Here is a 13,856-nt window from a genome sequence, read left to right on the forward strand (position 1 = left end):
TTCGCCCCGCGTTTTTCAACCCTATGTCCGGCGCGCGCGTCGCGCGAAGGCCAGGGCCGCCAGACCCAGCCCCAGCATCCCCGCATGCGCCGGCTCCGGCACCGGCGGCACGCGCGTCACGATATTGTCGATGCGCGCCCAGTCTTCGCCATAGATATCGTCCGGGTCGGGCGTGGTCATGTACCAGTTGATGTAGTTCACGTTCTGGAAGCTGGCCGGCAGCTCGACATAGGTCAGCGGCACCTCGCCCACGATATCGAAGGTCGCCCCGTTGTCGGCAATGAAGGTCGAGGTCCCGCCCAGGTACTCGAAGCCGAGCACGTCGAAGTTCAGGCCATCGTCGCGCCGGATCTGGTAGGGCGAGGACCCGTACTGGCTGTGCAGCCACAAATTGCCGCTGCCGGGATGCAGGTGGCCGCCGCCGACACCGGTTTCGAGCGAGGTGATGGTGTAGCCGGACTCGCTGTACGAGTCGATGTAGATGCCCTCGATCTCGTCGAAATCGATCACGACGATGGCGGCCGAGGCGGCACCGGCGCCAAGCATGAACAGGGCTGCAGCGGCCAGCCGTCTTAGGAATATGAGCGGGCTCATGGGATGTCCTCGATGTGGGGTTGAGAATACGCAACAATGTGTGTTTCAGCTTCCAGCATATGGACGAGCAGCACTCGTATATTGATGTGTTTCAAAGTGCGCGTTTGCGTTATCGGCCGCTTGAAACATCCGGCAACGTTTTTGTCGCCAGTTCGCGCGCACAGTTTGCTACACTGCGGCCAACGACACCAAAACAACGGAGACCCCACATGCGTACCCTGATCAAAGCCGGCCTGCTGGCCACCATGCTGTGCACATCCGCCGCCTGGGCACAAAGCCCTTCGCCGGTCGGCCTGTGGAAAACCATCGACGACGAAACCGGCAAGCCGAAAGCCCTGGTGCGCATCACCGAGGAAAACGGCGCCCTGCAGGGCAAGATCGAAAAGCTGTACCTGGAACCGAACGTCGACCAGAACCCGAAATGCGTGGCTTGCGAAGACTCGCGCAAGAACCAGCCTATCGTCGGCATGACCATCGTCTCTGGCCTGAAAAAGGACGGCAACGAATACACCGGCGGCGAAATCCTGGACCCGAAAAAGGGCAAGGTCTACAAGAGCAAGGCCACGCTGCGCGAAGGCGGCAAGCAGCTGGAAGTACGCGGCTACATCGGCGCCCCGATGTTCGGCCGCTCCCAGGTTTGGCAGCGCGAACAGTAAGCTGGTATTGTTTTCATCCGAAGCGGCCTGCGGGCCGCTTTTCTTTTTGCGAATGAATACGATGACCCTGACCCAAAGCTACCTCTTCCTCGCCCTCGCCATCGTCGTCGAGGTGATCGGCACCACCGCCCTGAAAGCCACCGACAACTTCACCCGGCTGTGGCCGAGCATGCTGACCATCGTCTGCTATGCGGCCTCGTTCTACCTGCTCACCTTCTCGCTGAAAGTGCTGCCGACCGGGATCGCGTATGCCATCTGGTCGGGCGTCGGCATCGTGCTGATTTCGATCGTCAGCTGGGTCGTCTATAAACAGAGCCTGGACCTGCCGGCGCTGATCGGATTGGGGTTGATCATTGCGGGCGTATTGGTGATCAACCTGTTTTCGAAGAGCGTGGGGCACTAGGTAGCCCGGCGGACGGCGTGCCCGTCATCCGCCGCACGGTAGCGGCCCAGAACGCCAGCGCCAGCGCGCTCACGCCGGCGCCGAGCAGGCAGACACCCGCCCAGCCGGCGGCTGCATACATGGCGGTAGTTGTTATGGCGCCGGCGCCGCTGCCAACGGCATAGAAAAGCATGTAGGCAGCGACCATGCGGCTATGCTGGTCTGGGTGCGAGCGGAAGATCATGCCCTGGTTCGTCACATGGATTGCCTGCCCGCCGAGATCGAGCAGCAGGATGCCGATGCAGAGCGCCCAGAGCGAATTGTCCAGCCAGGACAGGGGCAGCCAGGCAAGCAACAGCAGCAGCAGTGCGCCAAACGTGGTGGCTTGCCCGTAGCCCTGGTCGGCCCAGCGCCCGGCGCAGGCGGCGGCCAGCGCACCGGCCGCACCCACCAGGCCGAAGGCGCCGATCGCCGTGTGCGACAACAGATGCGGCGCTGCGCTCAGCGGCAATACCATCGCGCTCCAGAAGATATTAAAAGCGGCGAACATCAGCAGCGCCAGCACGCCGCGCACCTGGAGCACGCGGTCCTGGCGCAGCAGCAGGAAGGTCGAGCCGATCAGGCGCAGATACGGCATGCGCCGTGGCGGCGGCGCAAGACGCGGCAACTTCGCGCCTAGCAGCAGGGCCAGCACCAGCATGGCCGCCGCCGCGCACACATACACGCCGCGCCAGCCGCCGATATCGCCGATGGCGCCCGCCAGCACGCGGGCCAGCAGCAGGCCGAGAAAGACGCCGCCTTGCGCCGCGCCGACCACCCTCCCCCGTTCATGCCCGGAAGCGGCACTGGCGGCATACGCGATCAGGCCCTGGGTCATGGCCGTGCCGAGCGCCCCGGTGAGCAGCATGGACAGCAGCAAGGCCGCAGGCGACCAGGCCAGACCGGTTAAAGCCAGGACCGCCGCCAGCAGCAGTGCCTGCACCAGCATCAGCCGCCGCCGCTCGAGCAAGTCGCCAAGGGGCACGAGCAGCACCAGGGCCAGGGCGCAGCCGACCTGGGTGGCGGTCACCACGGCGCCGACCGCGGCCTGCGGGATGGCGAACTCCCCGGCCACGGCATCGAGCAGCGGCTGCGCGTAATACACATTCGCGACACTCATCCCGCTCGCGCAGGCAAACAGCAGGACGGTGCTGCGCGGCAGCGTCGGCGGCGCGGCTTGCCGGGCGGTGGACGTGATTTCTTCGGCTTGCATGGTGCCTCCAAAGTGGTTTCAAAACACAACCAGTTGGAGCGTAGCCAGATTGGTTTTAAAATGCAACCAATTTATTCAGCCTGGTATGGAAATGAACAGCCGCACAATGAAGGAAGCGCAGCCCTGCCCGGTTGCCCGCTCGGTAGACGTGGTCGGCGACCGCTGGAGCCTGCTGATCGTGCGCGACGCCTTCGATGGGGTAGGCCGCTTCAGCGACTTCCAGCGCAGCCTTGGGGTGGCGCGCAACATCCTGTCCGACCGGCTGCGCCGGCTGGTGGATGCGGGCATCCTGGCAACCCGGCCCGCCTCAAGGGGCAGCGCCTACCAGGAATATGTATTGACCGAGCAGGGCAAGTCCCTGTTCCCGGTGGTCGTGGCACTGCGCCAGTGGGGCGAACGGCATTTGTTCGCGGACGGCGAATACCATTCGGAACTAGTGGACAAGCGGACAGGAAAGACCCTGCATGCCATGGCGCCCCGGGCGATGGATGGGCAGGTGGTGTCGCCGGAAGACACCGAGGTAAGAAAACGATCGTAACGACGGCTTATCTCGGCGCCCGCCGCCGGTCCGCCTGGCGATGCCGTTCGGGCGAACACAGCAGCCGCATCGCCACGTGCCTGGGCACGCCGGCCAGCTGCATGAAGACAAACGCCGGATAGGGTCCGTCAAGGCGCAGGATGCGCAAGGCATCGTCGACCCGGGCCGCCGTGCGCGTGTTGGTCCGGGGGTCCGCTCGTTTGGTGTCTGGCATGCGAGCCTCCATCGTTCCACGAGCAGACCATCCTAGCAAACTTGCGGGCATGCCGCGCCCGCTTGCTACCTATCACTTTTGCTGGGGACGCTCCCGCACGGGCCTGCGCCTGGGTGCGCGCAGGATGGCCAGGATGACCAGCGCAAACAAGGCGCTCAGCACGGCCGTGGCTTCGCGCCCCATGCCGGCCGCGATGCCGACGGCGGCCGTCAGCCACACGCTGGCGGCAGTGGTCAGGCCGCGGATGTCGTTCTTGTCGCGCTGCTTGAGGATGGCGCCGGCGCCAAGGAAGCCGATGCCGGCGGTGACGCCCTGCAGCACGCGCGACAGGTCCTCGACCTTCATCCCGGCCTGCAGCGGGATCAGCACGAACAGGGCCGATCCGAGCGACACCAGCATGTGGGTGCGCAGGCCGGCCGAGGCGCCGGCCGATTCGCGTTCGTAGCCCAGCAGTCCGCCAAGGACGATCGCCACCAGCATGCGCACCACGATGCGCGTGATGTCCTCCACCTCGCCCAGATCCGAGAATTCTTCCTGTACCGCCAGCCAGCTTTGCTCATACCACGCCATGCGACTCCTCCCTGCCATCGAGGGGAAATGATGCCATCTCGGCAGGATGCATGGCGCATGGCTGCGCCCGACGCGGAGAAACGGTTTAGGTCCTTACGGCCAGCCGCGCATTCACAGCCAGCCCGCATCGCGCGCCAGGCGGTAGGCCTCGACCCGGTTACCGGCCCCCAGCTTGCTGATCGCCTCCGACAGGTAGTTGCGCACGGTGCCCTCGGACAGGTGGATCTGGCGCGCGATGTCGGCGCTGCTGGCGCCCTCACCCGCCAGGCGCAGCACCTGCCGTTCGCGCTCGGTGAGCGGGTCCTGGGCGCCGCTCCAGCTTTCCAGCGCGAGCTCGGGCGCGATCGCACGCCCGCCCGCGTGCACGGTGCGGATCGCCGCGGCCAGCGCGTCGGCCGGCGCGTCCTTCAGCAAAAAGCCGCGCACGCCGGCCGACAGCGCGCGCCGCAGGTAGCCGCTGCGGCCGAAGGTGGTGACGATCATCACGCGGCTGGCTGCACCGCGCGTTGCCAGTTGCGCAGCGAGTTCCAGCCCGGTCATGCGCGGCATCTCGATATCGGTCAGCACGATGTCGGGCGCATGCTGCTCGCACAGGGCCAGCGCCTCGGCGCCGTCGGCGGCGGTGGCGACCACCTCGATGTCCGGCTCCAGTCCGAGCAAGGCGGCCAGGGCGCCGCGCACCATGGCCTGGTCTTCGGCGATCAGGATGCGGATCATGCGGCCGCTCCGGCCGGCACGCGTAACTCCAGCGCCAGGCCGCTGCTGGCCGCGACGGCCAGCGCCAGCTTGCCGCCAATCGCTGCGGCCCGCTCCTGCATGCCGCTCAGGCCATTCCCCTGGCGCAGGTCGCGCAGGTCGTGCACATTGCGCAGGCGGGCGCCGTCGTCCATCACGCGCAGCACGGCATTCGCCCCTTCCTGCGCCAGCGACAGCGTGCAGCGGCGCGCGCCGGCATGGCGCACGACGTTGGTGATGGCCTCGCGCAGGGCCAGCGCCAGCACGTGTTCGGCGGCCGGCGCCAGCGTCACGCGTTCGACCCGTTCGTCGAGTTCGACGTCCGCCGCGGCCAGGCTGGCGCGCGCGCTTGCCAAAGCATGCGCCAGGCCGCTCTCGCGGTAGCCGCTGACGGCGCTGCGCACTTCGCCCAGCGCCTGGCGCGCGGTGGCTTCGATGTCGGCGATCTCGCGCCGGCACGCGTCCGGATTGCGCTCGGCCAGCTTGCCGGCCAGTTCGGCCTTCAGCGCGATCAGCGACAGCGAGTGGCCGAGCAGGTCGTGCAGGTCGCGCGAGATGCGTTCGCGCTCGGCGATGGTGGCCATGTGCTCGACTTCTTCCTGCTTGCGCAGCAGTTCCTGGCGCGAGCGGCGCAGGCGCGCATCCATGATCGAGCCGATCGTCACCGGCAGGCCGGCGGTGAGCAGGGGCAGCAGGAACAGGAAGCGCATCTGTGCCGAGGCGGCCAGCAGCGAGGCCAGCATGGCCAGCGCCAGCACGGCGCCGGCGGCCAGGATGGCGCGCCGCAGGTCCGTGAAGCCGGCCGCCATGGTGCAGGCGAAGATGAAGAAGGTGGCGGCGCCGGCGTTCCAGTGCACCCAGGCGGCGCCGAGCAGGCAGCTGCCCAGCATGCAGGCGCCGATCTGCCAGCCGCGCGCCCAGAAGCTGGCGCAATACAGCCAGACGAAGAACACGATGGTGGCGGCCAGCAGCACCGCCTCCAGCGCGCCCGGCGGCACGTAGGCGTATTTCCAGAACATGTAGCCGAGGCTGAGCAGCCAGAGATAAGGCAGCCTGCCATACTCGGCCGGAATCCATGGCCTTGCCCACCACGCCGCCACTGCCTGCCTGATCGTGTTCATCGCTGTTGTCGCTTATCGTTATTGGGTCAGCAGGCGCACGTCGACGATCTCGAAGCGATAGTCGCCCGGCTGCGGACCGGCGTTGAATCCTAACATGGTCAAGGTGGCCGGATCGATGCCTTTCAGCTCGCGCAGCGGCACCGTCACCTCGGTCCATTCGGGGCCTGCCGTAAAGGCCTTCGCACCCGGGATCTGCACGCCCTGCGACATGGCGATCATCTGGTAAGCCTTGCCGTCGCCGCGCACCTTGAAGCGCACCGCTTTCACGGTGCTGAAGTCGACGGACGCCATCGGCTGCGTGCCCGGCATGAAGGCCAGCCCGGCCCAGGCAAAGGGCAGGGCCGGCGCCACTTTCGCATCGATCGCCAGCGGCACCTGGCCGTCGGCCAGCGCCTGGCCCGGGGTCAGCGTCACGGTCGATTTGCCGCCCGCAAAACTGTCGGTCGACGCGCTCCAGCCCATGCCGATCGGGCTGGCCAGGCGCTGCGTGCTGAACTGGCTAATGCGGCCATCCGGCGGCAACGCCAGCGCCTTGCCGCCGCCGCCAGGCCGGGTCTCCTGCGCCGCCTTGGCCACGCGCTGGCGCTGGCTGTCGCGCAGGCTGTTGGCGCTGTCGCCATCCTTCCAGACCTCGACGATGCGGCGCGTGGCCAGGATGTCCGCCGCCGGGTTACCCTCGACCAGCAGCAAATCGGCCTTGTAGCCCTGCTCGATGCGCCCGCGCTTGCCCAGCTTGAACACCTGGGCCGGCACGCTGGTGGCCGCCGCCAGCGCCTGCGCCGGCGTGAGGCCGGCGTCCACCAGCGCCTTCAGTTCGCGGTGCATGCTCACACCGTACTGGGTGCCGGGGTTGCCGGCATCGGTCCCGGCCAGCACCGGCACGCCGGCCTTGACCAGGGCCGCGGTGACGGCCTTTGGTGCGGCCAGCATCTCGGCGCGTTCCTTGTTGCCGTAGCGCGCCTTCAGGGGCGCCTGCGCATCCTTGTCGAGCAGGCCGGCCAGGCTGGCGTTCGCCAGCAGGTCGTCGCCGCGCCAGCCCGCCATGCTTTCCAGGACCGTGAAGGTCGGGATCACGAAGGCGCCCTTGCTGCGCGCCAGCCGCGCCAGGCCCTCCGCGTCGGCCGAGGATGCAGGGAACAGGTGCACCAGGCCGTCGGCGCCGGCTTCCAGCACCGCGCGCGCATCCTCTTCGTTGCCGATGTGGACCACGGCCAGCTTGCCGCGCAGGTGGGCGGCATCGATCACCGCCTTCGCCGTGACCAGGCTGATCGACTGCATGCCGTAGCCGCCACCCATCACGATCTTGATGAAGTCCGAACCCTCGGCGATGCGGGCGTCGACAAAGGCCTGGGCCTGCTCCGGCCCGGTAATCGTGGGGATGGGTACGCCGAACTGGGTGCCGTGGCCGTTCGGCGCGGTAACCAGGGTGCCGGCCGAGAACAGATCGGCGTGGTCGTGGCGGCTGCCCTGCGCCATCTCCTGCTTGGCCTGTTTCATCAGGCGCACGTCGGTGAACATGTCGACCTGGGTCGTCACGCCGAACAGCACCGGCAGCTCCTGCCAGCGGAAGGTATGGGTGTGGGCGTCGATCAGGCCGGGCAGCAGGGTGCGGCCGGCGCCGCTCACGATGCGCGCCCCCTGCGGCGGCGTGCCGCGGAAATCGGCATCGAGGATGGTGGCGCCGTCGAACAGCACGGAACGGCGTTCGTGCACGGCCTTGCCGTCGAAGACGCGCACGTCCTGCACCAGGGTGGCGGCGGCCAGGGCAAAGGAGCTGGTGGCCAGGCCGGCGCACAGCAGCAGGGTTTTCAGGGCGGTGGGTTTCATCGGTCTCTCCAGGGTTGGTGTGAGACCAGTATGCAAAGTTGGCGGCAGCCGCAACAGAAGCAGCTGCCACCACTTTGAGGTGACAAATGTCAGGTGCGGGGACGCTGGCGCGCCAAATGGCGGTCGAGGGCGTTGGCAAACCTCTGGCGGTCGGCCTGGCCGAAGGCCGCCGGCCCGCCGGTGTCGACGCCGCCGCTGCGCAGTTCTTCCATGAAGGCGCGCATGGTCAGTTGCTGGGCGATGGTGTCTTTCGTGTAGAAGTCGCCGCGCGGGTTCAGCGCGAAGCCGCCCTTCTCCAGCACCTGCGCCGCCAGCGGAATGTCGCCGGTGACGACCAGGTCGCCGGCAGCCAGGCGTTCGACGATCTCGGCATCGGCCGCGTCCGCCCCGCTCGGCACCTGCAGCGCACGGATGAACTTCGAGCCGGGTACGCGCATCAACTGGTTCGCCACCAGCGTGACCTGGATCTGCGTGCGCTCGGCCACCCGGTACAGGATGTCCTTGATCACGCCGGGGCAGGCGTCGGCGTCGACCCAGATCTGCATCACTGGAGATTATCCCAGAGGTCGCCGGTAGGGCTGATGCGCGGCGCGGCCACGCCGAAGTGCTGGTAGGCGGCCGGGGTGGCGATGCGCCCGCGCGGGGTGCGCTGCAGGTAACCCTGCTGGATCAGGTAGGGTTCAAGCACGTCCTCGATGGTGTCGGCCGCTTCGCCGATGGCGGCGGCCAGGTTGCCGATGCCGACCGGCCCGCCGCTGAACTTGAACAGCACCGCTTCCAGCAGTTTACGGTCCATGACGTCGAAGCCGACCGAGTCGACGTCGAGCATCTTCAGGGCGCGGTCGGCGATGTCCTTGGTGATCTCGCCGTTGCCCTTCACTTCCGCGTAGTCGCGCACGCGGCGCAGCAGGCGGTTGGCGATACGCGGCGTGCCGCGCGCGCGCATCGCCACTTCGCGCGCACCCTCTTCGTTGATCGGCGCTTCCAGCAAATGCGCGCTGCGGGTGACGATCTTGGTCAATTCCTCGACGTTGTAGAACTCGAGGCGGGCGACGATGCCGAAGCGGTCGCGCAGCGGGTTGGTCAGCATGCCGGCGCGCGTGGTGGCGCCGACCAGCGTGAACGGCTGCAGGTCGAGCTTCACCGAACGCGCGGCAGGACCCTCGCCGATCAGGATGTCGATCTGGTAGTCTTCCAGCGCCGGATACAGGATTTCCTCGACCACCGGCGACAGGCGGTGGATCTCGTCGATGAACAGCACGTCGTTCGGTTCGAGGTTGGTGAGGATGGCGGCCAGGTCGCCCGGGCGCTCCAGCACCGGGCCGGAAGTCTGGCGCAGGTTCACGCCCATCTCGCGCGCGATGATGTGGGCGAGCGTGGTTTTACCGAGGCCCGGGGGGCCGAACAGCAGCGTGTGGTCGAGCGCTTCGCGGCGCTTGCGCGCGGCGGAGATGAAGATTTCGAGCTGGTCGCGGATCTTGGCCTGGCCGACGTATTCGTCGAGCTGTTTCGGGCGCAAGGCGCGTTCGATCGCCTCCTCGTTGGGCGAGGCCGGCGCCGCGTCGATGACCCGCTGCTCGGTGAAATTATCGGTCTGGATGCTCATTGCTGGTCTTTATGCTTTGGACAACGCCTTCAGGGCGAACTTGATGCCGTCGGAAACGCTCGCGCCTTCGGGCAGGTTCTTGGTGGCGACCAGCGCTTCCTTGTCAGAATACCCCAAAGCGATCAGGGCGTTCATCACGTCGGCTTGCGTGTCGTCGCGCGGCGCGCCGCCGCCGACGATACCGATATCGGCGCCCAGCTTGCCCTTCAGTTCCAGCAGCAGGCGTTCGGCGGTCTTCTTGCCGATGCCGGGGATCTTCACCAGGCGGCCGGCTTCCTGCAGCGTCACGGCCTGGGCCAGGTCGGCCACCGACATGCCGGACAGGATGCCCAGCGCGGTGCGTGCGCCGACGCCGGTGATCTTGATCAACTGGCGGAACAGGGCGCGCTCGCTGGCGGTGCCGAAGCCGAACAGCAGGTGAGCATCCTCGCGGATCGCCTGGTGCGTGAACAGCACCACGCGCTCGCCGGTGTGCGGCAGGTTGTAGTAGGTGCTCATCGGCACATCGACTTCGTAGCCGACGCCATTGCAATCCACCAGCAGTTGCGGCGGCACTTTTTCGAGCAGGATTCCGGAGATGCGACCAATCATGTTGGACCTTTTTATTCGTTAAACAAGGCGGCCGCGTTTCATGCGCAGGCCGCTCAGCTGCGGACCGATCGAGCCGATCAGCGCCAGCGTGTCGTGGGTGTTGGCGTGGCAGATGGCCACGCCCAGCGCATCGGCGGCGTCGGAGCCGGGCAAGCCGGGCAGCGTGAGCAGGCGCGAGACCATGTCCTGCACCTGCGGCTTGGCCGCCTTGCCGGTGCCGACCACGGCCTGCTTGATCTGGGTCGGCGAATACTCCGCCACGTCGAGGTCCGCGCTGACCAGGGCGCTGATGGCCGCGCCGCGCGCCTGGCCCAGCAGCAGCGTCGACTGCGGATTGACGTTGACGAACACCTTTTCGATGGCCGCGCAGGCCGGCTGGTAGGTAGCGACGATCTCGCGCACGCCATCGAGGATGATCTTCAGGCGCGGTGGCAATGCCCCTTCCAGACCGGTCTTGATGGTGCCCGAGGCGATGTAGCGCAGTTTGCTGCCGTGCTTTTCAATGACGCCAAAGCCGGTCGTGCGCAAGCCAGGGTCGATGCCGAGAATAATCATTATCGAATGTTATACCGGCCAGCAAGGTTCGTGGGAAAAATACTGTGTATAAACACAGTTGAGATGCGGTTTGTTGTAGGGTGGACGGCTTTGCCGTCCACGCGTTCAACCGGCGTTTGAATTTTCGCACATCGATTTGCATGTGCGTGTTGGACGCGTGGACGGCGCAGCCGTCCACCCTACGAAAAATCAGTGACGGAAGTGACGGGTACCGGTGTACAGCATCACCACACCGCGCTCATCCGCCGCATCGATCACTTCCTGGTCGCGCATCGAGCCGCCCGGGTGGATCACGCAGGTCGCGCCCGCGTCGACCACCACGTCCAGCCCGTCACGGAACGGGAAGAAGGCATCCGACGCCACTGCCGAACCGGCTAGCGACAGGCCCGCGTTCTGCGCCTTGATCGAGGCGATGCGCGCCGAGTCGATGCGGCTCATCTGCCCTGCCCCCACGCCCAGGGTCATGCCGTTACCGCAGAACACGATGGCATTCGACTTGACGAACTTGGCCACGCGCCAGGCGAACATCAAATCCTGCAGTTGCTGCTGGGTCGGCTGCTTCTTGGTGACCACGCGCAGTTCGCCCAGGCCCACGTTCTTGGCATCCGGCGACTGCACCAGCAAACCGCCGCCGACGCGTTTCACGTCGTAGGCGTTCTGGCCCAGGCCCAGCGGGATTTCCAGCAGGCGCACGTTCTGCTTGGCCGCCATGATCTGGCGCGCTTCGGCGGTGAACGACGGTGCGATCAGCACTTCGACGAACAGTTTCGCCAGCGCCTCGGCCGCGCGGCCGTCGACTTCCACATTGAAGGCGATGATGCCGCCGAAGGCCGAGGTCGGGTCGGTCTGCAGTGCGCGCGAGTAGGCGTCCAGCGCATCCACGCCGATCGCCACGCCGCACGGGTTGGCGTGCTTGACGATCACGCAGCCGGCCGGTTGCTCGAAGCCGCCGAGCGACTTCACGCATTCCCAGGCCGCATCGGCATCGGCGATGTTGTTGTACGAGAGTTCCTTGCCCTGCAGCTGGCGGTAATTGGCCAGCGCGCCGTCCACAGCCGTGATGTCGCGGTAGAACGCCGCGCCCTGGTGCGGGTTTTCGCCGTAGCGCATGTCCTGCACTTTTTCAAACGACATGTTGATCGTCTGCGGGTAGCTCGAACGGGTAGCGTGCTGCTTGTCCTCGCCCAGGCTGGTGAGGTAGTTGGTGATGGCGCCGTCGTATTGCGCGGTGTGCGCGAACACTTTCTTGGCCAGGCGGAACTTGGTGTCGTAGCCCACCGCACCGGCGGTCGTGCCCGTGCCCTTCATTTCCGCCAGCACCACGCCGTAGTCGGCCGGGTCGACGATCACGACCACGTCCTTGTGGTTCTTGGCCGCCGAACGCAGCATGGTCGGGCCGCCGATGTCGATGTTCTCGATCGCGTCTTCCAGCGAGCACTGTTCCTTGGCCACGGTCTGCTGGAACGGATACAGGTTGACCACGACCATGTCGATCTGCGGAATGCCGTGCTCTTCCAGCTTGGACACGTGCTCGGGGAAATCGCGGCGCGCGAGGATGCCGCCGTGGACCTTCGGGTGCAGGGTCTTCACACGGCCGTCGAGCATTTCCGGGAAGCCGGTGTAGTCGGCAACTTCCGTCACCGGCACGCCATTGTCCTGCAGCAGTTTGGCGGTGCCGCCGGTCGACAGGATATTGACGCCGAGCGCAGACAGGGCGCGCGCAAAATCGAGCACGCCGGTCTTGTCGGAGACGGAAATGAGAGCTTGTTTGATCATGGGAGTGGCCACGGTTGATGAAAATTCTGTGCGGATTCAAGGCACGCCATACTGGCCGCGCCCGCGCACGGCCACTCGTGCCGGCAAGCCTTAGAGCAGTCCGTGCTCTTGCAGTTTCTTGCGCAAGGTATTGCGGTTAATGCCCAGCATCTGGGCCGCGTGCGACTGGTTGCCGTCGGCGCGCGTCATTACCACTTCGAGGATAGGCTTCTCGACGGTCATGACCATCATGTCGTAGATATTCGTCGGCTTCTGCTCGCCCAGGTCATTGAAATAGTCCTCGAGGCTCTTCTGGACAACTTCCTGGATACTCTCTTTGCTCATGTCTGCTGCTTCATCCTGGTTAGTGTTTGCTTCGCCGCGCATGACGGCGACGTCCCCATCGTTCTTATTCTTGTCTGACTACTTTTATGCTGCAATGGCCTCAACGTCAGGCTGCGCGGGCCGGTATTGTAACCGCTCGCCGAACGCCAGTTGAGATTGGAAGAATTTATCCACCGCATCCAGCTGTTCGCTCGTCGATTCCATCCGGTTCATGCGCTGGCGGAATTCTTCGCCGCCCGGCAAATCCTCGACATACCAGCCGATGTGCTTGCGCGCCGTACGGACGCCGACGTACTCGCCATAAAAGGCGTAATGCGCCGGCAAGTGCTCGTTCATCAGGTGCCGCACTTCTTCCACCAGCGGCGCCGGCAACAGTTCGCCGGTGCGCAAATAATGGTCGATCTCGCGGCAGATCCAGGGCCGGCCCTGGGCGGCGCGGCCGATCATCACCGCGTCCGCTCCCGTGTAATCCAGCACAAATTTCGCCTTTTCCGGCGTCGTGATGTCGCCGTTCGCCACCACCGGAATCCCGACCGCCGCCTTCACGGCGCGGATGGTGTCGTACTCGGCCTCGCCCTTGTAGCCGTCGGCGCGGGTGCGGCCGTGCAGGGTCAGCATCTGGATGCCGGCCTGCTCGGCCATGCGCGCGATGCGCAAAGCATTCTTGTTTTGACGGTCCCAGCCGGTGCGGAACTTCAGCGTCACCGGCACGTCCACCGCCTCGACCACGGCATTCAAAATGCGCTCGACCAGGTCTTCGTGCTGCAGCAGGGCCGAACCGCACCAGCTGTTACATACCTTTTTCACCGGGCAGCCCATGTTGATGTCGATGATCTGGGCGCCGCGCTCGACGTTGTGGCGCGCGCAATCGGCCAGGTCTTGCGGATCGGCACCGGCGATCTGCACCGCCTTCGGCTCCATCTCGCCTTCGTGGTCGGTACGGCGGCTGGTCTTTTCGCTGGCCCACAAACGCGGGTTCGATGCCGCCATTTCCGACACCGCATAGCCGGCGCCGAGCTGCTTGCACAGCTGGCGGAAAGGACGGTCGGTCACACCCGCCATGGGTGCGACAAAGACATTATTGCGAAGTAAATACGGACCGATTTGCACAGCGG

Annotated in this window: 17 protein-coding genes; 3 read left to right on the forward strand and 14 right to left on the reverse strand. The window is 66.1% G+C overall.

The window, feature by feature from the left end; genetic code table 11:
• Positions 1–21: 21 nt before the first annotated feature.
• Positions 22–594, reverse strand: a complete 573-nt coding sequence (locus tag ACWYRN_RS04370) for a PEP-CTERM sorting domain-containing protein (protein WP_488691319.1) — start codon at positions 592–594, stop codon at positions 22–24.
• 209 nt (positions 595–803) lie between these two features.
• Between ACWYRN_RS04370 and ACWYRN_RS04375 the strand changes: the two genes are divergently transcribed.
• Together ACWYRN_RS04375 and ACWYRN_RS04380 are read left to right on the forward strand one after the other, a co-directional pair.
• Positions 804–1,250: a DUF2147 domain-containing protein gene (locus tag ACWYRN_RS04375; protein WP_488691320.1), complete on the forward strand. Its 447-nt coding sequence runs from the start codon at positions 804–806 to the stop codon at positions 1,248–1,250.
• Between the two features lie 61 nt (positions 1,251–1,311).
• A complete protein-coding gene (locus tag ACWYRN_RS04380; RefSeq protein WP_229438135.1) occupies positions 1,312–1,653 on the forward strand; it encodes an SMR family transporter in 342 nt (113 codons plus the stop codon).
• On the opposite strand, the gene ACWYRN_RS04385 is transcribed toward ACWYRN_RS04380, so the two are convergent.
• On the reverse strand, positions 1,622–2,884 hold the full coding sequence (locus ACWYRN_RS04385; protein ID WP_488691321.1) for an MFS transporter: 1,263 nt from the start codon (positions 2,882–2,884) through the stop codon (positions 1,622–1,624). The genes ACWYRN_RS04380 and ACWYRN_RS04385 overlap by 32 nt on opposite strands.
• Before the next feature lie 91 nt (positions 2,885–2,975).
• Here ACWYRN_RS04385 and ACWYRN_RS04390 point away from each other — a divergent pair, with 91 nt between their 5' ends.
• On the forward strand, positions 2,976–3,422 hold the full coding sequence (locus ACWYRN_RS04390; protein ID WP_488691322.1) for a winged helix-turn-helix transcriptional regulator: 447 nt from the start codon (positions 2,976–2,978) through the stop codon (positions 3,420–3,422).
• Between the two features lie 7 nt (positions 3,423–3,429).
• On the opposite strand, the gene ACWYRN_RS04395 is transcribed toward ACWYRN_RS04390, so the two are convergent.
• From ACWYRN_RS04395 to dusB, 12 genes are all read right to left on the reverse strand, one after another.
• On the reverse strand, positions 3,430–3,636 hold the full coding sequence (locus ACWYRN_RS04395) for a hypothetical protein (RefSeq protein WP_229438138.1): 207 nt from the start codon (positions 3,634–3,636) through the stop codon (positions 3,430–3,432).
• Positions 3,637–3,708: 72 nt separating this feature from the next.
• Positions 3,709–4,206, reverse strand: coding sequence for an MgtC/SapB family protein (locus ACWYRN_RS04400; RefSeq protein WP_488691323.1), 498 nt, complete (start codon positions 4,204–4,206; stop codon positions 3,709–3,711).
• A 111-nt stretch (positions 4,207–4,317) separates the two neighbouring features.
• The gene (locus ACWYRN_RS04405) at positions 4,318–4,923 is read right to left on the reverse strand and encodes a response regulator transcription factor (RefSeq protein ID WP_229438140.1); all 606 of its coding nucleotides are present in this window, start codon (positions 4,921–4,923) and stop codon (positions 4,318–4,320) included.
• Positions 4,920–6,062: a sensor histidine kinase gene (locus ACWYRN_RS04410; RefSeq protein ID WP_488691324.1), complete on the reverse strand. Its 1,143-nt coding sequence runs from the start codon at positions 6,060–6,062 to the stop codon at positions 4,920–4,922. Before ACWYRN_RS04410 ends, ACWYRN_RS04405 begins: the two co-directional genes overlap by 4 nt.
• Before the next feature lie 18 nt (positions 6,063–6,080).
• Positions 6,081–7,889, reverse strand: a complete 1,809-nt coding sequence (locus ACWYRN_RS04415) for a CIA30 family protein (RefSeq protein WP_488691325.1) — start codon at positions 7,887–7,889, stop codon at positions 6,081–6,083.
• A gap of 89 nt (positions 7,890–7,978) precedes the next feature.
• Positions 7,979–8,434 carry a YaiI/YqxD family protein gene (locus ACWYRN_RS04420; protein WP_488692773.1) on the reverse strand — a complete coding sequence of 152 codons (456 nt, stop codon included), beginning with the start codon at positions 8,432–8,434 and terminating at the stop codon, positions 7,979–7,981.
• A complete protein-coding gene (ruvB, locus tag ACWYRN_RS04425) occupies positions 8,434–9,495 on the reverse strand; it encodes a Holliday junction branch migration DNA helicase RuvB (RefSeq protein WP_229438144.1) in 1,062 nt (353 codons plus the stop codon). Before ruvB ends, ACWYRN_RS04420 begins: the two co-directional genes overlap by 1 nt.
• A gap of 9 nt (positions 9,496–9,504) precedes the next feature.
• Positions 9,505–10,086, reverse strand: coding sequence for a Holliday junction branch migration protein RuvA (gene ruvA, locus ACWYRN_RS04430; protein WP_229438145.1), 582 nt, complete (start codon positions 10,084–10,086; stop codon positions 9,505–9,507).
• Positions 10,087–10,104: 18 nt separating this feature from the next.
• A complete protein-coding gene (gene ruvC / locus ACWYRN_RS04435; protein WP_488691326.1) occupies positions 10,105–10,641 on the reverse strand; it encodes a crossover junction endodeoxyribonuclease RuvC in 537 nt (178 codons plus the stop codon).
• A gap of 189 nt (positions 10,642–10,830) precedes the next feature.
• The gene (purH, locus tag ACWYRN_RS04440) at positions 10,831–12,417 is read right to left on the reverse strand and encodes a bifunctional phosphoribosylaminoimidazolecarboxamide formyltransferase/IMP cyclohydrolase (RefSeq protein WP_488691327.1); all 1,587 of its coding nucleotides are present in this window, start codon (positions 12,415–12,417) and stop codon (positions 10,831–10,833) included.
• A gap of 90 nt (positions 12,418–12,507) precedes the next feature.
• Entirely contained in the window at positions 12,508–12,741 is a 234-nt protein-coding gene (locus ACWYRN_RS04445; RefSeq protein ID WP_056338842.1) for a helix-turn-helix domain-containing protein, read from the reverse strand.
• 84 nt (positions 12,742–12,825) lie between these two features.
• On the reverse strand, positions 12,826–13,851 hold the full coding sequence (gene dusB / locus ACWYRN_RS04450; RefSeq protein WP_488691328.1) for a tRNA dihydrouridine synthase DusB: 1,026 nt from the start codon (positions 13,849–13,851) through the stop codon (positions 12,826–12,828).
• Positions 13,852–13,856 lie beyond the last annotated feature (5 nt).

This window comes from Massilia sp. BAP21, from assembly GCF_057801335.1.

Excerpts from the sequence above, each read along its gene's own strand:
- ACWYRN_RS04370 (WP_488691319.1), bottom strand. The coding sequence starts at position 594 with ATGAGCCCGCTCATATTCCTAAGACGGCTGGCCGCTGCAGCCCTGTTC.
- ACWYRN_RS04375 (WP_488691320.1), top strand. The coding sequence starts at position 804 with ATGCGTACCCTGATCAAAGCCGGCCTGCTGGCCACCATGCTGTGCACA.
- ACWYRN_RS04380 (WP_229438135.1), top strand. The coding sequence starts at position 1,312 with ATGACCCTGACCCAAAGCTACCTCTTCCTCGCCCTCGCCATCGTCGTC.
- ACWYRN_RS04385 (WP_488691321.1), bottom strand. The coding sequence starts at position 2,884 with ATGCAAGCCGAAGAAATCACGTCCACCGCCCGGCAAGCCGCGCCGCCG.
- ACWYRN_RS04390 (WP_488691322.1), top strand. The coding sequence starts at position 2,976 with ATGAACAGCCGCACAATGAAGGAAGCGCAGCCCTGCCCGGTTGCCCGC.
- ACWYRN_RS04395 (WP_229438138.1), bottom strand. The coding sequence starts at position 3,636 with ATGCCAGACACCAAACGAGCGGACCCCCGGACCAACACGCGCACGGCG.
- ACWYRN_RS04400 (WP_488691323.1), bottom strand. The coding sequence starts at position 4,206 with ATGGCGTGGTATGAGCAAAGCTGGCTGGCGGTACAGGAAGAATTCTCG.
- ACWYRN_RS04405 (WP_229438140.1), bottom strand. The coding sequence starts at position 4,923 with ATGATCCGCATCCTGATCGCCGAAGACCAGGCCATGGTGCGCGGCGCC.
- ACWYRN_RS04410 (WP_488691324.1), bottom strand. The coding sequence starts at position 6,062 with ATGAACACGATCAGGCAGGCAGTGGCGGCGTGGTGGGCAAGGCCATGG.
- ACWYRN_RS04415 (WP_488691325.1), bottom strand. The coding sequence starts at position 7,889 with ATGAAACCCACCGCCCTGAAAACCCTGCTGCTGTGCGCCGGCCTGGCC.
- ACWYRN_RS04420 (WP_488692773.1), bottom strand. The coding sequence starts at position 8,434 with ATGCAGATCTGGGTCGACGCCGACGCCTGCCCCGGCGTGATCAAGGAC.
- ruvB (WP_229438144.1), bottom strand. The coding sequence starts at position 9,495 with ATGAGCATCCAGACCGATAATTTCACCGAGCAGCGGGTCATCGACGCG.
- ruvA (WP_229438145.1), bottom strand. The coding sequence starts at position 10,086 with ATGATTGGTCGCATCTCCGGAATCCTGCTCGAAAAAGTGCCGCCGCAA.
- ruvC (WP_488691326.1), bottom strand. The coding sequence starts at position 10,641 with ATGATTATTCTCGGCATCGACCCTGGCTTGCGCACGACCGGCTTTGGC.
- purH (WP_488691327.1), bottom strand. The coding sequence starts at position 12,417 with ATGATCAAACAAGCTCTCATTTCCGTCTCCGACAAGACCGGCGTGCTC.
- ACWYRN_RS04445 (WP_056338842.1), bottom strand. The coding sequence starts at position 12,741 with ATGAGCAAAGAGAGTATCCAGGAAGTTGTCCAGAAGAGCCTCGAGGAC.